Origin of the sequence: Mycoplasmopsis agalactiae, from assembly GCF_000089865.1 — a bacterium.
GTDB classification, from domain to species: Bacteria; Bacillota_I; Bacilli_A; order Mycoplasmatales; family Metamycoplasmataceae; genus Mycoplasmopsis; species Mycoplasmopsis agalactiae_B.
The window spans coordinates 968333-987738 of sequence record NC_013948.1 but is presented as its reverse complement, the minus strand read 5'-3'; the positions used below and the strand labels follow the sequence as shown (position 1 = coordinate 987738).

22 protein-coding genes and 3 tRNA genes are annotated in these 19406 nt (G+C 30.5%); 19 read left to right on the top strand and 6 right to left on the bottom strand.

All coding sequences use genetic code 4. The features are described 5' to 3' along the window. Positions 1-73: 73 nt before the first annotated feature. Entirely contained in the window at positions 74-1033 is a 960-nt protein-coding gene (locus MAGA_RS04280; protein ID WP_004024174.1) for a LacI family DNA-binding transcriptional regulator, read from the top strand. 41 nt (positions 1034-1074) lie between these two features. Here the strand turns inward: MAGA_RS04280 and smpB are convergent, their stop codons facing one another. The 3 genes from smpB to MAGA_RS04265 form a co-directional block, all read right to left on the bottom strand. Then, a complete protein-coding gene (smpB, locus tag MAGA_RS04275) occupies positions 1075-1518 on the bottom strand; it encodes an SsrA-binding protein (protein ID WP_013022359.1) in 444 nt (147 codons plus the stop codon). 52 nt (positions 1519-1570) lie between these two features. Then, positions 1571-1885 carry a thioredoxin family protein gene (locus MAGA_RS04270; protein ID WP_013022358.1) on the bottom strand — a complete coding sequence of 105 codons (315 nt, stop codon included), beginning with the start codon at positions 1883-1885 and terminating at the stop codon, positions 1571-1573. A 124-nt stretch (positions 1886-2009) separates the two neighbouring features. Further along, entirely contained in the window at positions 2010-3977 is a 1968-nt protein-coding gene (locus MAGA_RS04265) for a DNA topoisomerase subunit B (RefSeq protein WP_013022357.1), read from the bottom strand. Between the two features lie 236 nt (positions 3978-4213). Here MAGA_RS04265 and MAGA_RS04260 point away from each other — a divergent pair, with 236 nt between their 5' ends. The 5 genes from MAGA_RS04260 (at position 4214) to MAGA_RS04240 (ending at position 7965) form a co-directional block, all read left to right on the top strand. After that, a complete protein-coding gene (locus MAGA_RS04260) occupies positions 4214-5635 on the top strand; it encodes a DUF2179 domain-containing protein (RefSeq protein WP_013022356.1) in 1422 nt (473 codons plus the stop codon). Positions 5636-5789: 154 nt separating this feature from the next. Next, the gene (gene prfA, locus MAGA_RS04255) at positions 5790-6866 is read left to right on the top strand and encodes a peptide chain release factor 1 (RefSeq protein WP_013022355.1); all 1077 of its coding nucleotides are present in this window, start codon (positions 5790-5792) and stop codon (positions 6864-6866) included. Further along, a complete protein-coding gene (gene prmC, locus MAGA_RS04250; protein ID WP_013022354.1) occupies positions 6866-7588 on the top strand; it encodes a peptide chain release factor N(5)-glutamine methyltransferase in 723 nt (240 codons plus the stop codon). The genes prfA and prmC overlap by 1 nt, the downstream gene beginning before the upstream one ends. Before the next feature lie 45 nt (positions 7589-7633). Then, positions 7634-7861, top strand: a complete 228-nt coding sequence (locus MAGA_RS04245) for a phosphopantetheine-binding protein (protein WP_226876325.1) — start codon at positions 7634-7636, stop codon at positions 7859-7861. Positions 7862-7890: 29 nt separating this feature from the next. Further along, positions 7891-7965 (top strand) — tRNA-Trp (locus MAGA_RS04240). Positions 7966-8024: 59 nt separating this feature from the next. Here the strand turns inward: MAGA_RS04240 and MAGA_RS04235 are convergent. Continuing rightward, complete coding sequence (locus MAGA_RS04235) at positions 8025-8927, bottom strand: DegV family protein (RefSeq protein WP_013022352.1); 903 nt, start codon at positions 8925-8927, stop codon at positions 8025-8027. A 61-nt stretch (positions 8928-8988) separates the two neighbouring features. On the opposite strand from MAGA_RS04235, the gene tapR reads away from it, so the two are divergent. The 3 genes from tapR to MAGA_RS04220 all read left to right on the top strand — a co-directional run bounded on the left by tapR (position 8989) and on the right by MAGA_RS04220 (position 10964). Then, on the top strand, positions 8989-9591 hold the full coding sequence (gene tapR / locus MAGA_RS04230) for a TyrS-associated PheT N-terminal domain-related protein TapR (RefSeq protein WP_013022351.1): 603 nt from the start codon (positions 8989-8991) through the stop codon (positions 9589-9591). A 10-nt stretch (positions 9592-9601) separates the two neighbouring features. Continuing rightward, entirely contained in the window at positions 9602-10837 is a 1236-nt protein-coding gene (tyrS, locus tag MAGA_RS04225) for a tyrosine--tRNA ligase (RefSeq protein WP_013022350.1), read from the top strand. 53 nt (positions 10838-10890) lie between these two features. Next, positions 10891-10964 (top strand) — tRNA-Thr (locus tag MAGA_RS04220). A gap of 45 nt (positions 10965-11009) precedes the next feature. On the opposite strand, the gene rbfA is transcribed toward MAGA_RS04220, so the two are convergent. Both rbfA and MAGA_RS04210 read right to left on the bottom strand, forming a co-directional pair. Then, entirely contained in the window at positions 11010-11348 is a 339-nt protein-coding gene (gene rbfA / locus MAGA_RS04215; RefSeq protein WP_013022349.1) for a 30S ribosome-binding factor RbfA, read from the bottom strand. An 82-nt stretch (positions 11349-11430) separates the two neighbouring features. Continuing rightward, positions 11431-11506: transfer RNA gene (locus MAGA_RS04210), tRNA-Thr, on the bottom strand. An 81-nt stretch (positions 11507-11587) separates the two neighbouring features. Here MAGA_RS04210 and MAGA_RS04205 point away from each other — a divergent pair. The 10 genes from MAGA_RS04205 (at position 11588) to scpB (ending at position 19403) form a co-directional block, all read left to right on the top strand. Further along, complete coding sequence (locus MAGA_RS04205; protein ID WP_013022348.1) at positions 11588-12718, top strand: DnaJ C-terminal domain-containing protein; 1131 nt, start codon at positions 11588-11590, stop codon at positions 12716-12718. 193 nt (positions 12719-12911) lie between these two features. Then, on the top strand, positions 12912-13133 hold the full coding sequence (locus MAGA_RS04200; RefSeq protein ID WP_013022347.1) for a variable surface lipoprotein: 222 nt from the start codon (positions 12912-12914) through the stop codon (positions 13131-13133). 19 nt (positions 13134-13152) lie between these two features. Then, on the top strand, positions 13153-14199 hold the full coding sequence (locus MAGA_RS04195; protein WP_013022346.1) for a BspA family leucine-rich repeat surface protein: 1047 nt from the start codon (positions 13153-13155) through the stop codon (positions 14197-14199). Between the two features lie 148 nt (positions 14200-14347). Continuing rightward, a complete protein-coding gene (locus MAGA_RS04190; RefSeq protein WP_013022345.1) occupies positions 14348-14809 on the top strand; it encodes a hypothetical protein in 462 nt (153 codons plus the stop codon). A gap of 78 nt (positions 14810-14887) precedes the next feature. After that, complete coding sequence (cmk, locus tag MAGA_RS04185; protein WP_013022344.1) at positions 14888-15553, top strand: (d)CMP kinase; 666 nt, start codon at positions 14888-14890, stop codon at positions 15551-15553. 2 nt (positions 15554-15555) lie between these two features. Continuing rightward, positions 15556-16866: a ribosome biogenesis GTPase Der gene (gene der, locus MAGA_RS04180; protein WP_013022343.1), complete on the top strand. Its 1311-nt coding sequence runs from the start codon at positions 15556-15558 to the stop codon at positions 16864-16866. 150 nt (positions 16867-17016) lie between these two features. Further along, on the top strand, positions 17017-17331 hold the full coding sequence (locus MAGA_RS04175) for a 4'-phosphopantetheinyl transferase superfamily protein (RefSeq protein WP_013022342.1): 315 nt from the start codon (positions 17017-17019) through the stop codon (positions 17329-17331). Between the two features lie 9 nt (positions 17332-17340). Continuing rightward, positions 17341-18081 carry a lysophospholipid acyltransferase family protein gene (locus tag MAGA_RS04170; RefSeq protein WP_013022341.1) on the top strand — a complete coding sequence of 247 codons (741 nt, stop codon included), beginning with the start codon at positions 17341-17343 and terminating at the stop codon, positions 18079-18081. Then, entirely contained in the window at positions 18074-18835 is a 762-nt protein-coding gene (locus MAGA_RS04165) for a segregation/condensation protein A (RefSeq protein WP_013022340.1), read from the top strand. The genes MAGA_RS04170 and MAGA_RS04165 overlap by 8 nt, the downstream gene beginning before the upstream one ends. Next, positions 18825-19403, top strand: a complete 579-nt coding sequence (gene scpB, locus MAGA_RS04160) for an SMC-Scp complex subunit ScpB (protein ID WP_011949873.1) — start codon at positions 18825-18827, stop codon at positions 19401-19403. Before MAGA_RS04165 ends, scpB begins: the two co-directional genes overlap by 11 nt. Positions 19404-19406: the final 3 nt, after the last annotated feature.

The window sequence follows — 19406 nt, the reverse complement described above, 5'->3', positions numbered from 1 at the left end:
AAAACGAAATATGCCGAATAATAAAGTTTTATGCAATGTTTCCATATTTATTTTTTTTATTATAATAAGTACTATGAAAAATTTTTCTTACAAAGACATAGCTAGATTAGCTCACGTTTCAATTAGTACTGTAAGCCGTTTTTATAATGGTGGATATGTTTCAAAACAAACTAAGGCAAGAATCCAGGATATTGTTACTAAATATAATTATTATCCAAATCATGGAGCACGCTTAATTCGTGGCAGTGACAATTCTGTATTTATTATTATGCCTGAACAGTCTCCTAACTATTATCAGTCAATTGTTTTAGGAATTAGCCAGCAAGCCAAAGTGTTTAATGTAAAGACATTAACCATTTATGCTGGGCATGATTTAGAAAAGTACATTGAAACTGTGAGATACGTATTATCTTGAAAGCCATGAGCTGTTATTTTCTTTTTACCAAATAGTAACCAAAATGCTGTCCTTGATTATATAGCCAATAATGTGAATGAGTGCACTACATTGGTATATCCAACAACTGACAAAAGAGTTAATAATATTGCAATTGACTATACAAAGGCATTTTATGATTTAACAACCAAATTCTCATCATATATTGATAAGAATGAAAAAATTGCTTTTGTAGTTGATTCTAAACTTTCTGATGCTGAGCAAAAACAAAGAAGCGATGGCTTTGAAAGATTTTGTCGTGAAAATGGAATTAATCAACTAAAAATTGAAGTTGATAACAGAAGCGAAAAAGCTACTGTTGATTTTATTAACTTTGTTTATAAAAACAACATTGTTAACTTGATTAATTCAACGCACGAATCATTTATAACTTTAGTTGCCTCTAAGGATAAAAACTTAAGGCTAACTGATATAGGTTATACGTCTATTTATGACTGAAAAAATAACTATAAGTGCAAGATATTTATTGATTATCATCTTTTAGGATGTCAAATGTTTAAGATCCTAACTGATTCATCTTATTCAAATTCAAAAATAAGCAGAAAATTTGAAAATATTTCTATTATTGAAAAGCCTTAGAAACCTATAAAACAATTGTTTACGCATAAAAAGTCAAGAGACTATAAGTAATTGCTCTTGACTTTTTGTATGTATTTTTCGTTATCTTTTTTCTTTAAATCTTCACGCTTATCAGCCTTGTTCATGCCTTGAACTAAAGCTATTTCAACTTTTATTTTAGACTTGTTATTAAAATAAATTTTAGTAGGCTTAATTGTTGCGGAAGACAAGCGATCCAGTTTATTTTTTAAACGAATTATTTCTTTTTTGTGCATTAGTAGCTTACGATCTCTGTCTTCTTCTACTTTAAGCAGCATATATTTAGCAAAATTAGCATTGCAAAGAAAAAGTTCGCCTTTTTTAAAGAAAATATAAGAGTTAGTTAAATTAACTGTTTGAGCACGAGCGCTTTTAACTTCTCAACCTAATAGAGAAATGCCGGCCTCGTGTTTTTCAATTATTTTATAGCCATAAAGACCTTTGCGATTCTCACTGATTACTTTCATAATTAAGATTATAAAGAAAATAATAGGAAGTTAAGAAAAAAGCCGCAAGGGCTTATCTTATTGAATCAACAACATTTTTAAGGTCTTCATATGGAAGGAAGCCATTGTGAGACACTAATTGTTTTCCATCTTTGAAAACAAATCATGTTGGGATTGAACGCACTTGGAATTGGCTTGCTAGTTCTGAATTTTCATCTATATTAACACGGTAAACTAATACTTTGTCTTTTTCAGCTAATTCTGATAATGATTCTTTAAACATTCTACATGGGCCACATCATAATGCGTGGAAAACTAATAAATAAGGTTCAGTTACTTTGCCTTCAACTGTTTCTTTGTATTCTTGAGCTGTAATTTCTTTAAGCATAGCTCCTCCTTTATTTGCTGATTGAGTTATTTTATACAAAAAGTGCATTTTTTAGTATAAAAACAGCAATTTTTTATATTTTTGATATTTTAAACTAATTATTGGGAAAAGTTGTTTTAATGTGCTAAATATCAATATTTTGAACAAATTTAGCATTTTTTTCAATAAATTCACGTCTTGGAAGCACATCATCCCCCATTAGTGTTGTAAAGACTCAGTCGGCTTTAGCAGCATCGTCAATTTGAACTTGATACATTTTTCTATTTTCAGGGTTCATTGTGGTTTCTCAAAGTTGTTCAGGATCCATTTCACCAAGGCCTTTATAACGTTGGATAGTAAATTTTGAATCTTGATTTAATGATTGAAGAATACTATCTTTTTGACTGTCGTTATAAGCATATGCAATATATTTATTTTGCTGAATTTTGTACAGTGGTGGTTGGGCAATATAGATAAAGCCGTATTCAATAAGTTTTCTAAAATAACGATAAAAGAATGTTAAAAGAAGAGTTCGAATGTGCGCTCCATCGACGTCGGCATCAGTCATAATAATGACTTTGTGGTATCTAAGCTTGTTGATGTCGAATGATTCGTTTAAGCCTGTGCCTAAGGCAGTTATAAGCGAAATTATTTCAGTATTTGATAAGACTCTTTCAGGAGAAACTTTTTCAGCATTTATGACCTTACCTCTTAGTGGAAGTATTGCTTGAACATTTCTATCTCTACCCATTTTGGCTGAGCCACCAGCAGAGTTACCTTCGACAATGTATAATTCACAAATTTCAGCGTTCTTGCTTGTGCAGTTAGCTAGCTTGCCAGGAAGCGAAGCTATTGAGTTATTACCCATATTTGCTTGCACAGCTTTAGCAGCAGCTTCAGCAGCTAAACGTGATTTTCTAGATTGCAAACATTTGTTAATTATTTCTCTAGCATCAATTGGGTTTTCATCAAAGTATCTTTCTAACACAGGAGCCAATATTTCTCTAACCGCAGTACGGGCATCCTTGTTATTTAGTTTACCTTTAGTTTGTCCTTCAAAAATTGGATCTGGATGTTTTACAGACACAATGGCAACAAGACCTTTAGAAGTATCTTCTTTGTTTAGTCTCTCATTTTCGCTTTTAATTAAGCCATTTTTAAGAGCATAAGAATTAATTAGTCTTGAAAGAGCATCAAAGAAGCCTTGCTCGTGTGTTCCACCTTCAATTGTCACAATATTGTTTGTGTAAGTAGTAATTCTTGGTTGGAAGGTTGATGTGTATTGAAGAGCCACTTCAACAGTTATTTTTGAACCTGATTTATCAGAGTCATATAAGCCTTCAGCATAAATTATAGAATCGTGTACTAATTTTTGGCCTTCGTTTAGTTCATTAACATAGTCAATTAAGCCACCTTCATAGTAAAACTCTTCTGAAGTGTTGTTGATCTCATCAACTACGACTAAACGAGTACCTTTAGTTAGATATGCAATTCTTTTAGCGTGGTCAGTTATGGCTTCAACAGAAAAAGGATGCTTTTCTAAGATTGAAAAGTCGGGATGGAATTTGATTTTTGTGCCTGTTTCACTAGGGTCTATGTCATTTATAACAGTTAATGGTTGAACAGTTTGTCCACCATTTTGGAAATGCGCATAGTATGTATGGCCTTCTCTTTTAACTCACACGTGGAAGTCAGAACTTAAAGCATTTACAACTGAAGCCCCTACACCATGTAAGCCACCAGAAACTTTATATGCATCAGAATCAAATTTACCGCCTGCGTGTAATACAGTTAAAACTGTCTCAACAGTTGATAGACCAGTTTGAGGGTGTTTTGCTACAGGTATGCCACGACCATTGTCTTCAATTTCAATATAACCATCTTTACAAATAGTTATTTTGATGAAATTGGCATATCCAGCCATGCATTCATCAACAGAATTATCCACAATTTCTCAAACTAAATGGTGAAGACCTTTATCAGTGATTGTACCAATATACATTCCAGGACGGACTCTAACAGCTTCTAGGCCTTCTAGCACTCTTATGCTGCTTGCATTATAGCTGTTATTTTTGCTTTGATTATCTTGGTTAGTACTTTCTAGTTTTTCCATACAACCTCCAAAAGATTTATACATATATGTATAAATAAATATAATGAATTATACCAAAAAGCAGAAAAATGAGTGACAGAAAAAGCACTAGTTCGGCTATCAACTTATATGAAAAAATATTTTTGAATTTTTCCCAAATTAGTGCTTTTATTTGATTTTTAAGCCTATTTTAATATAATTTATATGCAATAAAGCATATTTTTTTTATTCTTTATTTGAGCGAAAGGAGGCATACAATGAACAATGAAACAGAAGATAAAAAAGTTACAAATGAAACAAAAGATTCTCAAAAAGAGTTTAATGCAAATGAAGTGTTAAATAATAAACCTGAATCTGTTGATGAGAACTCAGCACTTGCAAATCAATTAGTTGACGAAAACCACAATAAAAAGAAGATTGTGGACAAAAAGAATACACAATATAGATACACAAAAATGTCTAACTTTGTTCTCCAATTATCTAGATTCTATGCCTTGATGCCACTTTGAAAATTAGGGCTCATAACAGCAGGACTAGCTATTTTATTTGGAGTTGTAGGTATCTTTTTAGTTAAGAACCCTGGAATATATAATTTTGGGCTAGCTGCCTTTGGACAAGCTATTTCTAAAATTGTTGTAACTAGTTTGCGTAGTAATGCTGCTATTACTAAGCCAATAATGAATGCTATAGACCACTCACTTTTCTGAATTTTATATTTAGTTTTAAGCATTCCAATATTTGTTTTTGGATGAAAGAAATTAGGAAAAGTATATATTTTATTATCACTTGAATTTTTGGTCTTAAGTAGCTTAGTTTCAGCAGGATTAGGACAAATTCCTGCATTAAACCAATTCACACTTTTTGGTAAATTTAACCACCCTGAAATAACCGAAAATATGAAGGTTGCATTAGTTAATCATGCAGGCTGAAATAGCGAAAATATTAATGATTTAATCAAACTATTGCCATTACAATGAAATGATGGTGGCAACACGATTGTTCAAATTTTGTTTGCAATCATTTATGGTATTTTGTTAGCTTACTTTTTTGCAATCATTGCAATAATTGGCGGATCAGCAGGTGTTACAGGGATAATTGGCGAATATATGTCTGTTTATAAACAAAAGAATTTTGGCACAATAAATGGATACATAAACATAATAATTATTCTAATTAGTGTTGTTATCGGTACTTATATTCCAGGAAGTATGATTGCTAATGACTTTAAGACTATTAGTGAGATTGCTGAAGTTAAAAATTCATTAAGCGCTGCTGAATTAGCTGCAGTTAAGGCAATCAGTGAGCTTAGATGACAAGCTGATTTGTATTTTTCACCTAACTTTGTGTCAACTTACTTATGTAACTTTATATTTGTTATTTACTTAAATAATTTATTCCCAAGATTTAAGATTGTACAGTTCAAGGTTTACTCTCACAAGATGGAAGAAATTAGAAAAGCGATTATTACTGATAAAAGAACAATTAACAGCTTCACATTGCAAAATGGTGAAGGAGGTTATTCAGGAAGCAAGCTTCAAATTTTGTCTTCTATTACGCTTTATAGACAAATTCCAAGACTGATTAAAAAAGTAAGAACAGCCGATGCTGAAGCCCTAATTACAGTAAGTAATGTAGCCTCTGTTGATGGAAAGTTATATATTCCAGAGCAAAAGTTTTAGAAATATATACAAATTATTAACATAAGAAATCAGAGCAAAATTATTGCCTGATTTTTTTAATAAGCAGGCCTATAAAACAACGCTTTTAGTCAAATTAGTAGCTTCAATTTAAATATTGTTAAAATATTTAAATTTTCAATATAATATAAAAACTATGGAAAAGACAATGTTTAAATCGCTATCTGAAATCAAACAAAGTTACTTAGAATTATTAAAGAAAATTGATGACCCTGAAGTTATTAGCAACATAAAAGAATACTCAGCAATTAATAAAGAAATTGCAAAAATTAGAGAGATTTCAGAAAAATTTATTACTTATGAAAACATTTTAAAAGATGTTGAGCAAGCTAAAATTATGCTTGAGTCTAAGAGTGAAGAAGAAGTAGAGTTTGCTAAAATGATAATTGACGAAAACTCCCTTAAATTAGAAGAATTAGAAGAAAGACTTAAGATTTTAATACTGCCACAAGATGAAAATGATGATAAAAACATCATTGTAGAAATTAGAGGAGCTGCTGGCGGAGATGAAGCTAATATATTTGCTGGAGATTTATTCAGAATGTACAGCAAATTTGCTGATGAACTTGGATTTAGGTTAAAAATTTTATCAACTAATAGCGCTAGTGCAGGCGGGTTTTCACAAATTGTCTTTTCAATAAAAGGTGAGAAAGCATATTCAAAGTTTAAGTTTGAATCAGGTGTGCATAGAGTACAAAGAGTGCCTGTAACTGAGTCACAAGGAAGAATTCATACTTCAACAACAACTGTCACAGTTATGCCAGAAATTGATGATTCAGTAGAAATAGAAATTAAACCAAGTGACCTTAAAATAGATGTATTTCGTTCAAGTGGTGCTGGTGGTCAGTCGGTTAATACAACTGATTCAGCTGTGAGAATTACACACTTGCCAACCAATATTGTTGTAACTTCTCAGGATGAAAGAAGTCAAATTGCAAACCGTGAAACTGCTTTAACAATTTTAAAATCTAAGCTATATGATTTAGAAATGCAAAAGAAAGCCGAAGAAGAATCCGGATATAGAAAACTAGCTGGACATGGTGATAGAAGTGAAAAAATAAGAACTTATAACTATCCACAAGATAGAGTTACAGATCACAGAATTAGTTTCTCAACTAGCTTAAAACCAATTATGGAAGGTAAGCTAACACCTATAATTGATGCTCTTTTAGCTGAAGAACAAAACCAAAAAATCAAGGAAAGTGGATTTTAATGCCCACTATTGAAGACTTGCTTTTAGAAAAAAAGCGTTATGGACTTGAATTAAAAGTTAGCTCATTGGAGCTTAAAAAATTAAACCAAGGATATCCCATTCAATACATAATGGGATATGTCGAGTATGCAAATGTTAGAATCAATCTAAATCACAAGGTTTTGATACCGCGATATGAAACAGAAGAGTTAGTTTATATACTTTTAAATGAGTATTTAAAACCAGGAATGAAGGTCTTAGATTTGTGTGCCGGTTCAGGTTTTATTGGAATAGCTTTAAAGAAGAATTTAGATTCAATAAATGTCATATTAAGTGACATTGATAATGAAGCAATTATGCAAGCTAATGAAAATGTAGTATTAAATTTTAAGAATACTACAGGTATTCAAATTGTCCAAAGTGACTGTTTTAATGATATAAAAGGCAAATTTGATTTAATTGTGTCTAATCCTCCATACTTAGATTATGATGATAAAGATGTAGACGAATCTGTAAAAAAATTTGAGCCAGAAATCGCACTGTTTGCTAAAGATTCAGGCTGATATTTTTATGAAAAAATTTTAAATGAAGCAAAACATTACTTAAATGAAGGTGGGATTTTGGCTTTTGAAATAAATCCAAAACACATCGATAGATGAAAGCAAATTGATGGGGCAAAAATTGTAAAAGACATGTCATTAAAAGACAGATTCGCATTCATTAGTTATGAAGATTTAAGATAGAAAATAAAGTTATTTTGATAATTAAAATTCTTTTATAATATGCGTATGCAAGAAAAAGATTTAAAAGACATAATGGATAGAATTCAAAAGCTAACCAAAATTAAAATAAATCCTGAATTGACTTTCCAAGAATTAAAAATTGATTCTTTATCACTAGCAGAATTAGTTTTTGATTTAGAAGAGAAATATAATGTGATGATCCCTGATGATGATTTAAAAAACATCAAAAAGGTAAAAGACATAGAACAAGTTTTTAATAAACTTTTAAAATAATTTAAGTATAATTAGCATACTTAAATTGTAGGAGTGTAGTTCAACGGTAGAACAACGGGCTTCAACCCCGTGTGTTATGGGTTCGAATCCTGTCACTCCTGCCATTTTTTTATTTCTTTTTTAGAATAAAAAATAAGCCTTATAAGCTTATTAATTTACTTAATTAACTGTTTCATAGGCCTAAAAGAGATAATTTTTCTTTTAAGACATTCATTAAATCGGTTGGGAAAAGCATAAGGCCTAGAACATGAGTTTCTGGGCCAGTATGTATTTCTATTACAGGCGAGAAACTAAAAATCATAGGATCTTTGTTTCAGTATTGGTGCACAAGTTTTTTGTATTCATCTAAATCACTTTTTGATACACCTTGGTGAATAATAACAGGTGTAAGAGTAAAGCCAGAAGGAACTTTAAAACTTTCGTGTTTTTGAGTAAGGTTTTTTAAAACAGTTTTTTCAAAGTTACGGCCAATGTTTTCTTTCATTAGTTGGCCATCTTCTCATTTAATAATAGGAACTAATTTAAGCATTCTAGCAACTAGTGCAGCAGCAGGATGTAATCTACCGCCTTTTACTAAGTATCTGTTGTATTTCGGAATAACAGAAACTGAGTGCGCTCATGATGGGTTTTCTAGATGATTAATGTACTCTTCGTACTTAGAAGAGTCAGTTTTAAGCATATGGTCGAATCAAATAACGTCTCATAATAGAGGCATCATGACTTGTTTACTTTGAATAACTCTAAGCTTGTCAAAATCTTTTTCCATTGTTTTAAGAGCTTGATATGAGTTTGATAAATGTTGTGAGATTGGATAAACAAAGATCATGTCATATTCTTTAGACAAGTTTGTAAACAAATCTATTGCATATTGCATATTAAACATTGATGATTTAACATCAGATTCTAATGTAAATTTTTCAAACAATGTGTCAGATGTAATATCAATTCCATCTGCATAATTTACACCGTCAATAACTAAATTAAGGGGCAAAAAGTGTCAACCTAATTTTTCGGTTTGTGCTTTTGTAAGCCCGATTGACGAATCAGTTACTATTGCATATTTCATAGCAACATTATATAAGAAAACATATAAATTAAATAATTTAAAGTTTTTATATAATTAAGACATGGCAATTTTATTTAATATAAGTAGCAAATTTGAAAATAATGCTATTGCATTTTTTAATACAACTATAAATGATTCACAAGCTGATTTTTATGATGATATGGTTGTGTTTCGTGATGAAGATTTTAATGTATCATCAGTGAACTTATTAAACTATAAAACAGCTGATTTGGGCAAAAATTTTAAGGTTTTGAAAGCTAATGAATTTAGCGAGTTAGAAGGCTTAATATTAAGCAAAAATAATAAGTATAAAATTCAAAAAATTAAGCACTTTGCAATCGGGAAGATTATTAAAAGAGAAGTGCATCCAAAAAGCCAAAAATTATTTGTTTTGGAAGTTGATTTTAAGGATGCTAAAAGACAAATAATTACTAATACTACATACACAACTGAAGGCAAATATTTTGTGTGATGTTTACCCGGTTCAATAACTGCAAATTGATTAAAAATCACTGAGGGCGAAATATTAGAAGTTAAAAGTTATGGAATGTTGTGCAGTGCGCAAAGTTTAGGATTTAGTGAAGCTGAAGCTAAAAAATTAGATGAATTATTGCAAAAATGTGATGATTCATATTTAGGATTAGAAGTTAGTGACTTGTTGTAGCAGGAGAGTTATGAACATACTTAAAGATTTGGAAGAAAGACTAATTTTAAAAGATATTAGCAACAAGGATAAGTTTGCAAATCTTAGTCCAAGCACAACAGGCGTTTATGTAGGTTTTGATCCAACAGCAGAGAGTTTACATTTAGGAAATTATATTTTGATCTCTGTTTTATTGCGCTTTAAGGAATACGGTTTTAAAACTTATGCAGTTTTAGGTGGGGCAACAGGAATGATTGGTGACCCATCTTTTAAGGATTCAGAAAGAGTTTTATTAGACAATGAAAGTGTTAATAAAAACAAGTCAAAAATAAAAGCACAATTAGAATCGTTTGATTTAGAAGTGATTGATAATTATGATTTTTACAAAGATATGAATGTTTTAGAGTTTCTAAGAAATGTTGGAAAGCTAGTTAATGTTTCATATATGATGGCCAAAGAATCTGTGCAAAAAAGAATTCAAAAAGGGCTTTCTTTTACTGAGTTTACTTATCAGCTGTTGCAAGGTTTTGACTTTTTAAAAACTTATCAAGAATTAGGAATTAAAGTTCAGCTGGGTGGCAGTGATCAATGAGGCAATATTGTCACTGGAATTGATATGATTTCTAAAGTTGTTGGTGATAAACATGAAGCAGTTGGAGTGACTGTTAATTTGCTTAGTGATGAAAATGGCAAAAAAATTGGTAAGTCAACAGGTGGTGGAGCTTTATGAATTGATAAAAACATGTGTTCTCCATTTAAAATGTATCAATATTTACTCTCACAAAATGATTCCAGAATTAAAGAGCTTTTATATTGATTTTCTTTTAAAAGTGTTAGTGAAATTAATGAGGTTTTAGAGAAGCATTTTGCTAATCCATCAGCACAAGAGGCGCAAAGGTTTTTAGCTAGTGAAGTTGTTGAAAATATTTTTGGCGCTAATGAGCTAAAACAAGCCAAAAATATTACAAAAATTTTGTTTGATAAGTCTTTTGATACTAGTGTTTTAACGCTCAATGATTTAGAAATTATTGAAAACTATTTGCCGACTTGTCCTATAAAACAAGGTGATTCAGTAATTGAGACTTTAATTAAAAATAAATTTATTTCTTCTAACAGAGAAGCTAGAGAGTTTATACAAGCCAAAGCCTTAAAAATTGATAACAAAGAAATTGAATTTGATACAGTTTATAGACCAAGTTTGTTTGAAGGTAAATATGCTTTCTTTAAAAAAGGCAAGAAACAAGTTATCTTATTAAAAACAGTTTAATTATTAAAATATTTACTAAGATATTTAATACAATTATGTACCTTAGTATTTATGCCAGTTTCGCTTAGTGGTAAAGCAGCTGACTCGTAACCAGCAGCCACGAGTTCGATCCTCGTAACTGGCACCAATAAAGTTAATGAAAATAGCGAAGAGTATTCGCTATTATTTTTTATTATTCATTTTTTAATGAATTAAGAATTTGATCAATTTCAAAAGCCTTTTTTTCTACTTCATCAATATAGAAATGAAGCTCAGGAATTTTTCTTCAGTTTAGAGTCTTTGAAAGCATTTTTCTAATGTAACCTGATGCATTTTTAACTGCATCAAGGCCATCATTTTCTTTTGAACTAAAAGCTAAGAATACTTTAACATGACTCAGGTCAGTTGAGAGCACAACGTCAGTTACTGTTGGATTGTAAATGTTAGCATTTGTTAGTTCATTAGTTATTATTGTTGAAATAAAATTTTTAATCTGAGACTCTTTTCTTAGCACGCTTATACTTTTCTTCATAATGATAATTTTATACATTTATTATTAGTTAGAAAAAATAAAAAAGCGGAAGGCCGCTTATATGTAAGTCATTCAAATGAAATGGTGCCAACAACAGGAATCGAACCTGCGACCCCATCCTTACCATGGATGTGCTCTACCTACTGAGCTATGATGGCGCAAATAACATTATAGTTGAAATAAGTCAAATTAATAATAATTTAGCACTCAAAATACAAATATGCTAAAATTTATTTGTTATGGCAAATAAAGATTACTACAAAATACTAGGTGTTGATAAAAAAGCTAGCGATAAAGAAATAAAAGCTGCTTACCGTAAGCTTGCAATGAAGTATCATCCTGATAAATTAAAAGATGGCACAAGCGATCAAAAAATGCAAGAAATTAATGAAGCATATGAAGTCTTGTCTGATCCTAAAAAAAGAGATGAATATGACAGATATGGAAGTGTTGGATCAGCCAATAGAGGCTTTAATATGAATGGCGGCTTTGCTGATTTTGGCTCAGGTTTTCAGGATATTTTTAGTGATATTTTTTCAACCTTTTCAGGCGGCTTTTCAGGTGGTGCCAGAAGTGGTAGATCGTCGCAAAGTGCTATGAAACAGAGAGGAATGGATGTTTACTCAAACATTGTAATAACATTCAACGAATCAATTACCGGGGTTGAGTTCAAAGAGACATTAAGCAAGTATGAAGTGTGTCCTAAATGTTCTGGTAAAGGTGCTGAAGCCAAAAATATTAAAATTTGTGACAAGTGTAATGGTAGCGGTAAGGAAGTAGGTAGGAGAAAGACTCCATTTGGAATTGTTGAAATGGTGGGTGCTTGTTCTAAGTGTGATGGTTTAGGTGAAATTATTTTAAGTGCCTGCGATATGTGTAAGGGTGCTAAATATATTAAAAAAGATAAACAAGTAACAATCAAGGTTTCGCCTGGCTTTATTAATGGAGATAGAATTAAGCTACCTGGATATGGTAAAAAAGGTATTAATGGTGGCGAGCCTGGTGATATGTATGTTGTAGTGTCAATTAAGCCTCATAAATACTATGTTAGAGAAGGTCTTAACTTACATTTAGAAAACTTCCCTGTTTCATTTTTAGACATTATTAAGGAAAATGAGATTATTGTGCCAACACCAAGTGGATTAAAAGCTGTAAGAATGAAACATTCATATAATGATGGCACTAAAATTAAGGTGAAAGATGGTGGAATGTGAGACAAAAACGGTCACAAGGGTGATTTAATAATAACTCTTAGTGTTAAGATTCCCGAGTATTCATCTGCTAAATTTAAAGAAGTTGCTAAAGTGTTAGAAGGCTTTAGTGATGATGTAAACAAAAGCTTTGTTGATGAGTTTAAAAAAGCAAAATAGCAAAAGCACAAGCAAACTAGCTTGTGTTTTTGTATCTATAAAACAGGGTTTAAAGAATTATTTACTAAAATTAAAAATTTTTAAAAAGGCAAAAAATTTGCTATATTTTTTGTGAATATTTTAAGAATTAAAAATAGTTTAGATTATGCAAATTTAATACAACAAACAGTAAAGTAAAAAAAGTAAGGGTAATATGAACAAGAAAATTAAATTTTTAAGTGGTGCTTTTTTGTCAATCACAACAATTCCTTTGATTGCTGCATCGTGTGATAATAAAAGCAATAACAGTACTGAAATAATTACTAAACCGCAAACTGATCATATGGATGGCGGTAATGGAGATAATAAAAATATAACCCCCCCCCCATTCAAAAACGGAACAAGGCGATCAATCAAACAGGAACACAGAGGATAACCCTATAAACAAAGAAAAAGTGGAAACTGAAGATGAAAAGAAGGTTAACAAGGAAAATGCTGAAAAGGTGAAAAAAATTGTTAGTGAGCTAAAAGATGCTTTTGCTGCTTTTCACTCACTACAAGATTTTTATGATCAAATTAATGTTTATGCAAAAGATGAAAAAATCAACAACTTGGAACTAGCTGAAACTAACAAAAATAAACTTCTGCATGAAGATACTAGTGGTGGCAAAAACAAGATTAAATTAAATTTAGGCTCAACTTTGTTTGAAGTTACGCTTGGAACTGTTTTTAAAGACAAAGTTGTGACTAAGTATGCAGTCAAGGACAGCAATTCTACAATTAAAATAAGCTTAGATAATAAATTTGATGATATAAACAAAACTAATGACAAAATATTTGTTAAGCAAATTGGATATTCAAAAGATGCTTCAAAAAACAGCATTACCATTGCGACAATGCCAAAAAATACTGTTGAAGTTCCCAAGAATCTACCTTTGAAAATTAATTCGCTCTTTCATGCATTTCATTACTTGAAGTCGTCAACAATTAATAATATTGATAAATGAAATCTTAAAAATGTAAATAACATTTCTGAAGCTTTTTCATATGCTGCAGAATTTAACCAAGACATTTCAAATTGAGACACTTCAAATGTAAGAAATATGTCAGGTGTTTTTGATGGAGCAGCTAAATTTAATAGTCCGTTAAATAATTGAAACGTCTCAAATGTTACACAGATGTCTAGTTTTTTTGCAGGGGCATCATCTTTTAACCAAGATTTAAATTTATGAAACACATCTAATGTTCAAGATATGGAATCTATGTTTCAAGAGGCAACTTCATTTAATGGAAATATTGATAATTGAAATGTATCAAATGTAAAGAATATGTACTTAATGTTTGGAGATACAGAGAATTTTAATCGTGATTTAAGCAAATGAAAACTAAATTCTAATGTCAAAACAGACAACATGTTTAAAAGTGCTCCTAAGGTGGATGTTGAAAAATTATCAAAAATATGAGGTGTTTCAGAAGATAAGCTTGGAAAAAAATCTAAATAAAATGTTAGACTGACCAAATTATGTGTCTGTTTATGTTTATTTCTTTTCAAATAATTACAAAGTCAATCTATGAGGTTGATTTTTTTGCTTTTAAGAGCAAATGTAAAACATTTTTTATTCAAGATACAAATCAAAATATAATTTAAATATGAAAGAAAACAATAACAAGCCCATTTTAGATTCTTTTGATTTATCGGTATACAGTGAGAAAAACATGTTTGAAAGTCTTCTAAAAGAAAATAAAGAACTAGAAGCTCATTACCGTTTTTTTAATAAATTAATGCCAAATTATGATTTATTCAAACATATTAATGAAAGTATAAAAATTCCACTTGTTGATATAAGTAATATTACCAAAAACACTATAAAACAGGTTGATTATACAAATATTGATAAGTATTTAATCGATGTTAATTATTTAAAAACAAAAACTGATATTGCTTTTGACTTAAAAAGCATAAGCAAAAATATTTCGTTTTCATCAAACGAAATACTGTCTTTAATTAATGTTCAAAATAATGATTTTTATGATGGTGGCTCTTCTTTTACTGAAGACACTATTTCATTTACAAACACAACAGAAGTAGTTATAAATAAAGTGGAATTTTAAGCATTTCTTGTCTTTATAGCACTTAAGATTTTTATTTAATTTATAATTAAATAATGTAATTTAAATCAGGGAGTTTTTATGAGCAACAAAATAAATATAGCAATAGATGGACCATGCGGAGCTGGTAAATCCACTGTTGCTAAAGAGGTAAGCAAAAAACTAAATTATGTATTTATAAACAGCGGAAGTGTTTATAGAGCAATAGCTCTTAGTGCAATCAAAATGAATGTTGATTTTGAAATTGAAAGCGAAGTTTTTAAGATGCTTAGCAAGATTGAAATTGACTTAGATGAGCACGAAAACATTTTTCTTAATGGCACAAATGTATCGGATGCAATTAGGGATGATAAAGTAGCAAAAGCTGCCTCAAAAGTTGCTCAATACCCATTAATTAGGCATTATGTTGTTGATTTTATTCATAAAATAACTAAAAAATCTAAAGGGTATATTATGGACGGCCGTGATACAACTTTTAAGTTAATGCCACATGCTGAATTAAAAATCTTTCTTACCGGTACTCCTGAAGTAAGAGCAAGAAGAAGAGCACTTGAGAACAAAGATAAAGGTTTTGAGACTAATTATGATGTGGTTTTAGCAGAAGTTAAAGCAAGAGACTATGCTGACCAACATAGAGAAACTGACCCGCTTCATATTACTGATGATGCAATTGTAATTGATTCAACAGATATGAATTTTGAGAAAGTTGTAGATAAAATTGTTAGTTTAGCAAAAGAAAGAATGTAGTTATGAAAAAGAATGTAATTGCAATTATTGGAAAACCTAATGTTGGTAAAAGCACCCTATTTAACAGGCTTGTTGGTAAAAGAAGTTCAATAACTTTTGATAGGCCTGGAGTAACTAGAGATAGGCTTTATGAATCATTTACATGAAATGGTAAAGAGATAAATGTAATTGATACTGGTGGTATTCAAATTGAGAAAAAAGACTTCCAAGATCAAATATTAATTCAAGCCAAGATAGCTATTGAAGAAGCAAACGTTGTTATTTTTATTGTCGATGGGCAAGCTGCTATTACTTCCGATGATAAGATGATTTATAGTATGTTGCAAAAGTCTGGCAAGCCTATTATTGTTGTTGCTAATAAGCTTGATAATATTTCAAAATTTGATTATGGCTGATATTCATTAGGCGCTGATCATGTTTTTAGAATTAGTGCGCTTCATGGAAATGGAATTGGTGATGTTTTAGACCAATGTCTTAAATATTTAAACTTTGATACAGACAATGTTAGCCCTTATTTTAAGCTTTCAATTATTGGACAACCTAATTCTGGAAAAAGCTCGCTTTTAAATGCTATTACTCATGAAAATAGATCAATTGTGTCTGATATTGCCGGCACAACTAGAGATAGTGTAAAAAGTGTGGTTGAATTAAGAGGACACAAAATTGAGATAATTGATACTGCTGGAATTACTAGAAAGAGCAAAATTGATGACATTGTTGAACACTTAGCTCTTAAAAGAGCAATGTCATCACTTGACGAATCTGACTTGTCTATAGTATTAATTGACTCAACTAGAGAGTTGGCCCACTTTGATGCGAGAATAATAGGATATGCACTTGAGAACAATAAACCAATAATTATATGTGTTAATAAATGAGACTTAATTAATAAAACTCAAGACACAATGAATGAATATAGGAAAAAGTTAAAGAACCGTTTTCATTTTGTACCATGAGTACCTGTTGAGTTTATTTCTGCTAAGACAGGTTCAAGAATTGACAAACTTATTGACATTGTTTTAAAAGTGAAAGAAAACTTAGAAAGAGAAATTAAACCTTCAGTTTTAACTAACTTAATAAGAGAAAGTCAATTAATTCAACCAGCGCCTCCATATAATGGCGGAAGATTAAATATTTACTTTGCTAGAAAAACTGAAAATAAAATTCCTACATTTATCTTTTTTGTTAATAACAAAAAATTTGTTCACTTCAGTTACCAAAGGTTTTTAGAAAAACAAATTAGACAAAACATTGAGTACACTGGCTGTCCAATTAATATTATTTTCAAAAATAAATCGAATGAATTCGAATAACACAAATTTTCCTAATTTGCCTATAAAACAGGCAAATTATTTTTTATTTATGGGCTGATATCAATGAAGCAAAAGGCTTAATAAAATTTAAATAATATATGCTTTTTGTTTAATAGAAAAATAAAATTTCAATTAATTTATAATTTTATTATGTTTAATCATAATATAGGCTTAGATATGACAAAAATAAGCCGTTTTCAAGAGCTTAAAAAAAGCACAATTATACGTATTTTAAGCGCTGAAGAGTTTATTGAGTTTGATGAATTAAAATCAGATTATGAAAAACAAAAGTTTTTAGCAACCCGTTGGTGTATTAAAGAGGCTATGTTTAAGGCTGATAATGCAATACCTGCTTTTGATAAGATAACAATTATAAAAAAGCAAGGGGCTTACATACATTCTGATTTTATGATATCGACCACCGACGAAGATGACTTAATAATAGCAGTAGTAATGAAAAAATAGGAGCGTAATATGTTTATAATAAAAATGATCTTCCTTTGATGATTAGTTTTATGATACTGGTGAAGAATAAATGCTTTTGCTAGAAAGTACAGAAAAGATCCATCATTTTATCATCCACAGCAAAGAAATGACTGGCTTTTGAAAAAAGCTAGATTTTTCCTATGACTTTATGGTGTCAAATTAGTTGTTGAAGGATATGATAATATTCCCAAAGGTGCTGTAATCTTGGCTCCAAATCATAAATCAAACATTGATCCAGTTTTAGTTTTATGTGCGCTTAGAAAGCAAACTAAAGAAGAGAATGTTAGGAATAAAATTCCAACATTTTTAGCAAAAATTGAGTTAAGCAAAAAAAGAACTATCAGAAATTTACTAAGCTTAATTGACACTATTTATGTTGACAGAGACAATCCACGTGATGGCATTAAGAAGATAAATGAATTTGGAGCTTTCGTTAAAAAGAATTCAACTTGTGGTGTTATTTTCCCTGAAGGAACTAGAGTTGTAGAAGATGAATTAGGCGATTTTAAAGCAGGAGCATTTAAGGTTGCAGTAAGTAATTATTTACCAATTGTGCCTGTTGCTATTTCAGATTCTCGTGATGGCTTGAATGTGAAAAGAATGAAGTCAATCAAGATCAAAGTTACATTTTTACCCGCTCTTAAACCAGCATCATTTATTACAATGGAGCCTGTAGTTATCGCTGAAAATGTAAAAGGCATGATTAAAGGAGCTTTAAGAAATGAATAATGAAGCCTTGCAATCAAATAGTGAAAATAAGTTTGACATTAAGTTAGAAAACTTTGATGGACCTTTAGATTTATTACTAGCTTTAGTTCAAGAAAAAAATGTAAACATAATGGATGTTGACGTTTTTGAATTAGCTACTGCTTACTTAAAAATAATTGATGATTTGCAAGAAAATGAAATTGATGTGGCAAGTGATTATTTAGTTATGGCTGCAACATTATTAGCGCTTAAAACTAAAATGCTGTTATTTACTCCTGAGCAAAAACCAGAAATTGAAGAAGATAAACGCGAGTTGCTTCGTAGACTCTACGAATACCAACAAATCAAAGAAGCTGCTAAGGTATTGCGTGAGCAAGAAGAGTCTAGAAAAGAGATTTTTATTAAAAGTCCTAGCAACATTGACGAGTTTTTGGTTGACGATGATAAAAGTGCACTAGATGGTTCAAGCAATCCGCTTAAGTTAATTACTGTTTTAAGAAAAATGTTTGAAAGAACATATGCGCAGCAGCTTAGAAGAACAAAATTAGAAACTTTTAATCTAACACCTAAAGATCAAATACCATTTATTTTAAACTTATTTGATTCTTGTGACAAAGTAACATTTGACATGATTTTTAGACAACCTAGTTTGAATCATTTTGTAATTACACTATTAGCTGTGCTTGATTTATCAAGAAGACAAATTATAAGAATGTATCAAGATAGTCAATTTGGTGAAATTAGGTTTGAAAAGGGGCCAGAGTATGAAAAATAAGATTTTGGAAGCATTATTATATGTTCAAGGCGATGAAGGTCTTACTTTAGAGCAAGTTAAGGACATTTTTGGATTAAACACTATTTCTGAAGCTAGAAAAGTTATGAATGATTTTGTTAGAGCATACAACGACGAAGATAGAGCGCTAAAAGTCGTTAATTTCAATGAGGTGTTTAAATTAGCAACTAGAGAAGCTTACAAGGAATACATAACTAAAATGGTGCAAGTTGTTAAAAAACATCGTTTATCAAATGCTGCTATTGAAGTAGCTGGCATTGTTGCTTACAAGCAACCTGTTACACGTTCACAAATTAACAATTTAAGAGGTGTTGCTAGTGAACAAGTTTTGAACACATTACTAACTAAAGGTGTTGTGGAAGAAGTTGGAATTAGCCCTACTCCTGGGAATCCAATTCTTTATGGTGTGACCAACAAGTTTTATGACTATTTTAAATTAAAGTCAACTTACGAGTTGCCTAAACTAACTGAATTTAACTATTCTGATGGAACAGAAAATGAAGCAAAAGACTTTAATTTATTTGACGGCATAAGAGTTGATGTTGAATAAGGA